This window comes from Lacrimispora sp. 38-1 (genome assembly GCF_049890855.1).
GTDB lineage: Bacteria > Bacillota > Clostridia > Lachnospirales > Lachnospiraceae > Lacrimispora.
The window spans coordinates 119670-128859 of sequence record NZ_JBANEW010000051.1 but is presented as its reverse complement, the minus strand read 5'-3'; the positions used below and the strand labels follow the sequence as shown (position 1 = coordinate 128859).

Here is a 9190-nt window from a genome sequence, read left to right as displayed (position 1 = left end):
CAATAAAAGAATGCCAATTAAATTAATGATAAAAAAAGAACGGAAGATAAGAAGTATTGTAATTCGAGGAACACTTATTTTAACTTTATTTGTTTTATTTGTTAATATTTATATTGGAGAATACTACATTCCAAGTGCTGTAAAGAATAATATGGCATATTGTATTGAAAATGGAAATATTTATTTATATTCTAATTTGGATTCAAATTTAGTATCTGGATTGGAAGAAAATCTACAAGCTCTAATTTCTGATAAAGTAGTTTTGGTAAGCGGAAAATATGATCTTCCGGGTATACCACAAAGAGATTTTAGATATGATGAATTTATAATAAAAGCAATTAAGAGTAGTATTCTAGTTTGGAATATGATATTAATTGTACTGGCAGTAGCATTGCCTATGATCTGCATGACTTTTTCACGTAAACAAAAAGCTGAAGTTGGAAAATATACTATAGAAATAGATAATATTAATACATTAATAAAGTTCAAACAAGAAAATATTATCAAACAGTTAAATAACTTTATGAGTAGAATTGATTTTACTAATAAAGATTATAAGAAAACAAATCCTATATATTTAGGTATAGTCTATAGTTTACTTAATGATATTAAAGTTTATTTAGATAATGAGATTATTAAAAATGATATGTTGTATGGAACTATTGAAGAATTTGATGCTATGGTTCTATGTAAAGAAAATTTAGCACAGATAAAATTAATAATGAAGCAAATAAGACAAATAAATAAAACTTTGTTTAATAAGAAAAGAAATAAAATATACAATAATGTAAAACAGAGCATAGCAGATTTGCAATTGACAATAGTTAAATAGAGAAATTAATTGGAAGAAAAATATAAATGTCCGGATAGAATCAAAAAATCAGCCAGCTTGCGAGGTAAAAGGTAATACCTCAGTCAGGGTTGATTTTTTTTCATATTATTCATTTTAATGGCTTCTTTTCTTCCAGGAAGCAGGCAGAGGGTGGAATTCCCTTTTTCGCTTTAAACAACTTACTGAAATAAAAAATATCGGAAAATCCGCATTGCAGCGCCACTTCCCCCACGCTGTATTCCCCGCTCTTTAACAGGTTTTCTGCGTAATTTAAGCGAATGGAAATAAGATACTGCTTAAATGTCATACCGGTAGTTTTCTGAAAGAGATTCCCATAATAGGCCGGGTGGAGATGAAATCTTCTGGCCATTTCTTCCGTAGTTAAATTTTCCCAGTAATGGGCGCTCATATAGCGTATGCTGTTTTTGATACGGGGGTCGTCCTGCCCGGAACGATTCCTGTTTAAAAGCTGATCTAAAATCATGTGCAGGATCATACAGAGAATCGCCCTTACCTTTAACATATATCCGAAATTCTGCTGCAGCCATTCGCTGTGCATCTCATTATACAGAGCAATAAGCTGGGGATTGGTCCCGATGTGGCTGATATATGGCAGGGGAAGCGATACATTCTGACCAGTCTGGTTGCGGAGAAGAAAGTTGGTGGCATAACACTCAATCAGATCATCTGGAATCGTGGTGGCTGCCCGGTAACTGTTCTGGGGAATACAGATTAAATCTCCTTTATTAACAATATAGGTCTGATCATTAATGGTATATTCTGCTTTCCCCTCCATCACATAGGTGATATCAATAAAGGATGTGATACATGGTTCAATCTTCCAGCCCGGAGTGGGTTTTCTGTGAATATAGTAATGAAGTTCGGGTATGAGATTGTTAAAATCCAGTTTTTCAGCCATATGGAGAGCTCCTTTTCCTAAGAAAAAAGTGATTTCCCAGCGTTATTAAATTTATACAAGGAAATATCTCTTAAAATTTGTCGATTTATGCGCTTAATCGTATTATATGGCAAGGATAGTAACAATACAAGATCAATTATATAAAAAATAATCTTTAATAATTACAAAAATCTTAAATCATTCCATTCTATTGTTTTGTGCAATTTGCTATGATACCCCTATCAGACGAAGCTTTGTTTGTAATGTTTTATGAAGTAAGAGTAAGAGGAAATAATAATTATCGGACTGAGTGTGGGAAGGAACAGGAATGTTAGAAAAAAGAGATTTATGCTGGTTGCTCAAGCCGGTAAGCAGGAATGATATGAAAACCTGGTTTATGGAAGACAGGGACGATTCAGGGATAACCCGGACCATTGAGGGTGAGATGCCCCGTCTGTTCTATGGAATCTCCCGTTCACAAAAGGACAAAGCCTCGATTGTATTAATTCTCACAGACGATGGCAGCCTGGGAGACGAGGGGTATTCCATTGATCAGAAAGAATCGGGGTATGAGATCAAAAGCAACACACAAAAAGGCCTCCTCTACGGAATATTCGGTCTGCATCGTCTGCTGCTGGTAAAGAAGGAACGTTTCCCTTTTGTCAGCATTCCGGATCAGAATTACCGGATGATCAACCATTGGGACAATTTTGACGGAACCATTGAACGGGGATATTCGGGAAGATCTATTTTTTATGATCACAATGCTTTTCGGGGTGATATGGAGCTGATCCGTCAATATGCCAGGCTGCTGGCTTCTGTGGGCATTAATGCAGTTTCCATCAATAACGTCAATGTCCGCAAATATGAGCGGTTTTTCATAACGGCGGAATATTTGAAAGAAATAAAAAAAATAGGAGATATCTTTACTGCATATGGCATTAAGATATTTCTCGCCATTGATTTTGCAGCACCGATCTCAGTTGGGAAGCTTCCCACTGCAGATCCTCTGTGTCCGGATGTGGCTTCATGGTGGAAGCATACCGTGGAGGAAATATACAGGCTCATACCGGATTTTGGAGGGTTTGTGGTAAAGGCGGATTCAGAACACGAACCAGGTCCGTTTACATATGGAAGAAGCCACGGAGATGGGGCCAATATGCTGGCGAAAGCGATCCGCCCTTTCGGCGGAATTATTGTCTGGAGATGCTTTGTCTATGACTGCACCCAGGACTGGAGAGACCGGAGTCTTGACCGGGCGCGGGCTGCTTATGATCTCTTCCATGAACTGGACGGCGAATTTGATGAGAATGTTATTTTGCAGATTAAGAACGGACCCATTGATTTTCAGATCCGGGAACCTGTGTCCCCATTGTTCGGTGCTTTAAAAGAGACCAATCAGATTCTGGAATTTCAGATAACACAGGAATATACCGGGCATCAGATAGACATCTGTTATCTAGTTCCCATGTGGAAGGAAACCCTGGATTTTGATACCCGGCATGGGGCATCAAGTCTGGTAAAAGAAGCCATCAGGCAGTATTCCCCTGACCAGAAGCTTTCCGGTCTTTGTGCAGTAGGAAATGTGGGTATGGACCGAAACTGGACCGGGAACAAGATGGCGCAGGCCAACTGGTATGGATATGGGCGGCTGGCCTGGGACAATGATCTGACTTCAGAGGAGATAGCAAAGGAGTGGCTGGATTTAAGCTTCGAACTGACAGAAGATGCCAGGGAAAAAGCGCTGTCAATTCTAATCACTTCCAGAGATACCTATGAAGATTATACCTGTCCGCTTGCCGTAGGTTTTATGTGCAAGCCGGGGATTCATTACGGGTGTGATATCGATGGCTACGAATACGACCAATGGGGGACCTATCATTATGCTGACAGAGAAGGAGTCGGAAGAGACCGGACTGCAGCAACAGGGACCGGTTTTACAAAACAGTATTTTCCCCGTATATATCAGGAATATGAGGATATCAATACCTGTCCTGACAAGCTTTTGCTGTTTTTTCACCATGTCCCGTATACCCATGTGCTGCAATCAGGAAAAACGGTGATTCAGCATATTTATGACACCCATTTTGACGGTGTGGAGAAGGTGAAAGAATACCAGGCCAGGTGGGAAAGCATTAAGGATGAACTGGATGAAGACAGTTATCAAAACGTAAAAGAACGCCTGGATTTACAGCTTGAGCATGCAGTGGAATGGCGGGATCAGGTCAATACTTATTTCTACCGGAAATCAGGAATCGCAGATGAAGAAGGAAGAAAGATATACAATTAGCAGTCATCAAAGTTTATTCATAATAAATCATTTAATAATCAGAAGGAGGAGTTTAGAAATGGGTATGAGGAAAACAACAGGTATGATGTGTGCTGCAGTGCTTGCAGTCAGTATGCTTGCAGCTGGATGCAGCAGCAAGACCGCAGAGCCGGTCAAGGGGGAAACAGCAGGGAAAGATGCAGGAGGCACTGCAGCTTTAAGCTTTTCCTGGTGGGGAAATGATGACCGTCACCAGGCAACACAGAAAGCGATTGATGCTTTTAATGCCGCACATGCAGGCAAAATCACAGTAACAGGAGAGCCCTCCGGCTTTGGCAATCTGGAAGAGACCTTTGCCACCCGTTACGCAGGAGGCACCGCAGCCGATATCATGACAGTAAACTATCCATGGGTTCTTCAGTACAGCCCGGATGGCAACGGATTTTATGATTTGGACCAGGTAAAAGACATCTTTGATTTCAGCCAGTATGATCCTGAGTTTTTAAAATTCGGTCAGAGAGCAGGCAAGATGCAGGTAATCCCCTATGGACAGAATACCCTTGGATTCTATTTGAACAAATCTGCATTTGAAAGAGCCGGAATCAAGGAACTGCCAAAGACGTTTGACGAGTATAAGAAGGCAGCGGAAGCATTTACAAAAGCTGATCCTAACTCTTATTTAATTGTCAGCCCCACATTCCGTTTCGCTGCTATTTATTATCTGCAGCAGAAGACCGGTAAGGGAGAGTTCGCCGATGATTTAAGCATGAATTACACACAGGAAGATTATAAGGATGCGCTAATCTGGTATAAGGATCTGGCAGATGCCCATGTATTCTGCTCCAGAAAAGATTACATTGAGAATGTGGGCAATGAGCCTGTCAGCATCGCTCAGAACGCCAAGTTCATCAACGGCGGTTATGCCGGTGTTTTGGAATGGACGGGCGGAATTGCTTCCAATGCGAAAACCTTATCTGATAAAGGTGATGAACTGGCGATTGCACCGCTTCCGGTTATTGACGGCGCTAAATTTGAGGGAACCATGGCAAAGCCATCTTTAACCTTTGCAATTTCCAAGGATTCCAAAAATCCAAAGGCTGCCGCAGAATTTTTACAGTACATCTTAAATGATCCGGAAGGAACAAAATTAATGGGTTCTACCAGAGGAATGGTTGCATCCAAGGCAGCGAAAGCCTCCCTGGAAGCAGACGGCCAGATTACCGGTGTTGTAAAGGATGCTTATGACTTTACTGAGAAAGCAAAAGTAATCAATAACTCTCCGATTTTTGAGAATGCCACATTCACCAATGCATACGAGAAAAACTACGAGAAATTTGAATTTGGCCAGAGCAGTGCTGATGAGGCGGCGAAAGCAATTTTTGATGCCATCAGCGAAGAGAATGCCAAGCTGAAACAGCAATACAAATAATAGCAGAAAAAACTGCTGGTTAAACCGTCACGCAGAGGAATGGGATTCTTCTGCGTGACTGAATCGAAGGAGGGAGCTTTTTGAAACACAGTAAAATCGGATTGTTATATATTCTTCCATGGCTGGCAGGTATGATAGTTTTAACATTATATCCTTTTGTGAATGCCCTTGTTATCAGCTTTACTGATTATAATCTTGTAAGAAAACCTGATTTTGTCGGATTTGAAAATTACATAAGTCTGTTTCGGGATACTGATTTTTTATCAACCCTGACCGCTACTGTGAAGTATACAATTTTTACCGTACCGCTTCAATTAACCTTTGCCTTATTTATTGCCTATATTTTAAACTTTCAGCTGAAAGGCATTAATTTTTACCGGACTGCCTACTATATTCCATCTCTTCTGGGAGGAAATGTGGCAGTAGCAGTGCTTTGGCGGTTTTTATTTCAGCAGGAGGGATTTATCAACCGTTTTATCGGTCTGTTCGGAGCGGCTCCAATCCCCTGGTTTTCATCCGTTAACGGCGCAATGGCTGTCATCGTGCTTTTAAAAGTCTGGCAGTTCGGGTCATCCATGCTGATCTTTCTGGCTGCATTAAAAGATGTGCCACAGGAACTGTATGAAGCGGCAAGCGTGGACGGTTCTACCAGATTCTATTCCTTTTTCCGGATTACCATTCCGCTCATTACACCTACTATTTTCTTTAATCTGGTCATGCAGATGGTAAATGCCTTTCAGGAATTTAACGGTCCCTATCTTGTCACGGGAAGAGGTCCGTTAAACGCTACTTATCTGACTTCCATGTATATCTACGACAATGCTTTTAAGTATTTTAACATGGGATATGCAAGTGCGGCCAGCTGGGTACTGTTTATCATCATCATGGCTGTGACAGCGATTCTCTTCGCCACACAGAACAAGTGGGTATTTTATTCTGATGAAGGGAACTAAGGAGGGGACATATGAACGGGTTAAGTAAGTTAGAAAGACGCAGGCGCCGCAGTAATTTAATCAGTGCAGTGGTACGCTACGGGGTATTAACAGCAGTGGCTCTGGTCATGATCTATCCCATTCTCTGGCTGGTAGGTGCGACTTTTAAAACTAATAATGAAATATTTACAACAGTCAATTTTATTCCTAAACGAATCGACTTCACTCCGTACATAGAAGGCTGGAAGACAAGGACTCAGTTTACATTTACAACCTTCTTTCTGAATACATTTAAATACGTGATACCCAAGATTATATTCTGTCTTGTATCAAGCACTCTGGTAGCCTACGGTTTTGCCAGATTCCAGTTTCCGTTAAAGAAGTTTTTTTTCTCCTTACTGATGGCTACCATGTTTCTTCCTGCAGTCGTAACAAGGATACCTCTTTATCTGCTTTGGAAAAATCTGGGACTTTTAGATACCTATGTTCCGTTAATTGCACCTACGGTGTTTGCAAATGAACCATTTTTTGTATTTATGCTCATTCAGTTTCTGCGTTCCATCCCTACTTATCTTGATGAGGCTGCTACGGTGGATGGGTGCAATTCTTTTGAGATCCTGATCCGTATACTGCTGCCTGCCTTAAAGCCGGCGATTGTCAGCTGTACGATCTTCCAGTTTATCTGGAGTTTCAACGATTTTCTTGGGCCGCTCATTTACGTCACCAGTTTATCCAAATATCCGGTTGCGCTGGCACTTAAAATGTCCATCGACCAAAGCAGCGGTATCGTTGAATGGAATCAGATCCTTGCCATGTCATTTCTTGCCCTGCTTCCTGCTCTGATCCTGTTTTTTGCAGCTCAGAAGTATTTTGTGGAGGGAATCACTTCCACAGGTGCGAAGGGATAGGTGTATATGCAAAATAATGAAAAACGGCTTATGCTTCCCAAACTGATCAGTCACGGCTGTGTCCTGCAGACCGGAGAGAAAACGAGAATCTGGGGCCTTGGGACTCCGGGTGAAGGCGTTACTCTGCGGCTTTTGAACCAGGAAATCAGCTGCAGGGCAGATGGAGACGGGAACTGGGAAGCTTACTTTAATCATTTACAGCCAGGCGGACCCTTTACAATGGAATTGTTCAGCGAATCCGGTGAAACAATTCGGGTGACAGATGTTTATCTGGGGGAGGTATTCATCTGCAGCGGCCAGTCCAATATGGAACTGCCCATGAACCGTGTAAAGGATCAGTATCCCATGGAGTTTGAAAAACAGGGGGATGCGAAATTCCGGCTGTATAAAGTAAAAGAGAACTATGAATTTCAGGCCCCTTTAAAGGACCATCTGGAAGCTTCGTGGAAGGAATGCTCTCCTGAGACCATTGGAGAGTTTTCCGCAGTTTCTTATTTCTTCGGAAAATTTATGCGGGAGGATAGAAATGTTCCCATTGGTCTTATCAATGTAAGTCTTGGCGGATCTACGGCAGAAGCCTGGATGGGAGAAGAAGAGGCCAGCATGTATCCGGATATGAAGGAGGAGCTGGCTCAATGCCGTAATCATATGCATTTTGAGAAAAAGATGGCCGGGCAGATTCAGGCACATGAGAAATGGTATGAAAAGATCAGAGACCTGGAAAAGGGCATGGACTGGAACAGTGACAAGTGGAAGGAAGTGACGCTTCCCGCCTTTTTAAAAGATTTTGGATTAAATGATTTTAACGGCGTTATCTGGTTTAAGAAACGGGTTATGCTTCCTGAACACCTGGAAGGTAAAAAGGCAAAGCTCTGGCTTGGAACCATGGTGGACAGTGACAGAACCTATGTAAACGGTGTTCTGGTTGGAGAGACCGGTTATCAGTATCCGCCGCGGAAATATAATATCCCGGAAGGCGTGCTGAAGGCAGGGGAAAATGAGATATACATCAGTCTGGTCTGTGAACATGGAGCGGGGAGAGTTACACCCGGAAAAATTTATGCCCTGTTTGCAGAGGAAGAGGTCATTGCCTTAGATGGCAGATGGGAGTACTTAAACAGTATGCGGTGCGAACCTGCTCCCAATGTAGACTTAATGTCCCAGAAACCAGCCGGGCTTTATAATGGAATGCTGGCGCCCTGTTTTCCCTATATGGTAAGAGGGGTTTTATGGTATCAGGGAGAAAGCAACGATGAGAGACCGGATTCCTATGAAGAACGTCTTCAGCATATGATTCTGCTCTGGAGAAAGAAGTGGAAGTCGGACAGTCTTCCATTTGTAATTGCCCAGCTTCCTGGCTTCTCCATTGATTTAGATGACAAAGGCGATGCATGGCCAAGAATCAGGCAGGCTCAGAGAAAAGCGGCCGGATTAAAGAATGTGGCAGTTACGGTCAATCTGGATGTGGGTGAGGAAAATGACCTTCATCCGCTGAATAAGCGGGAGGTTGCATACCGCATGTTTCTGGCAGTAAAAGGCATGATTTTTGGAGAGCATGTTATTTACCGTGGTCCATGGCTCTCTGACTTTGATGTGTCAGGGGAGTGGATCACGCTTACCTTTGAGACAGAAGATAAAAAAGGGCTTGTTGTTCATGAGGGAACAGGGGTGGAGCAGTTTGAGATCGCGGGACCAGACGGAATCTGTCATCCTGCAACGGGGAAAATAAATGATAATCAGGTACTGATACACAGCAATATGGTAAAGCAGCCCGTTTTCTTCCGTTACTGCTGGTCCAATGCTCCCAAAACCGGTCTTTTGTACAATGAAGCGGGCCTGCCTGCTTCTCCTTTTGAAATATCACTGCATTCATACAGAAAGTCCCGGACTGGCCAGTAGATGCCAGACGGGACTTTTTGCAT

At 42.2% G+C, this 9190-nt stretch carries 7 protein-coding genes; 6 read left to right on the top strand and 1 reads right to left on the bottom strand.

Annotation, left to right across the window (positions count from 1 at the left end):
- Positions 1-832: hypothetical protein (locus V7D18_RS11620; RefSeq protein WP_426154438.1), on the top strand; the 832-nt coding region annotated here is incomplete at its 5' end.
- A 109-nt stretch (positions 833-941) separates the two neighbouring features.
- On the opposite strand, the gene V7D18_RS11615 is transcribed toward V7D18_RS11620, so the two are convergent.
- On the bottom strand, positions 942-1751 hold the full coding sequence (locus V7D18_RS11615) for a helix-turn-helix domain-containing protein (RefSeq protein WP_426154437.1): 810 nt from the start codon (positions 1749-1751) through the stop codon (positions 942-944).
- Positions 1752-2058: 307 nt separating this feature from the next.
- Between V7D18_RS11615 and V7D18_RS11610 the strand changes: the two genes are divergently transcribed.
- From V7D18_RS11610 to V7D18_RS11590, 5 genes are all read left to right on the top strand, one after another.
- Complete coding sequence (locus V7D18_RS11610; RefSeq protein WP_426154436.1) at positions 2059-4020, top strand: glycoside hydrolase family 20 zincin-like fold domain-containing protein; 1962 nt, start codon at positions 2059-2061, stop codon at positions 4018-4020.
- Between the two features lie 58 nt (positions 4021-4078).
- Positions 4079-5428 (top strand): ABC transporter substrate-binding protein, encoded by a 1350-nt coding sequence (locus V7D18_RS11605; RefSeq protein ID WP_426154435.1) that lies wholly within the window; start codon positions 4079-4081, stop codon positions 5426-5428.
- Positions 5429-5559: 131 nt separating this feature from the next.
- Positions 5560-6381: a carbohydrate ABC transporter permease gene (locus tag V7D18_RS11600; RefSeq protein ID WP_426154446.1), complete on the top strand. Its 822-nt coding sequence runs from the start codon at positions 5560-5562 to the stop codon at positions 6379-6381.
- Between the two features lie 11 nt (positions 6382-6392).
- On the top strand, positions 6393-7268 hold the full coding sequence (locus tag V7D18_RS11595; protein WP_426154434.1) for a carbohydrate ABC transporter permease: 876 nt from the start codon (positions 6393-6395) through the stop codon (positions 7266-7268).
- A 6-nt stretch (positions 7269-7274) separates the two neighbouring features.
- On the top strand, positions 7275-9167 hold the full coding sequence (locus tag V7D18_RS11590; protein ID WP_426154433.1) for a sialate O-acetylesterase: 1893 nt from the start codon (positions 7275-7277) through the stop codon (positions 9165-9167).
- Positions 9168-9190: the final 23 nt, after the last annotated feature.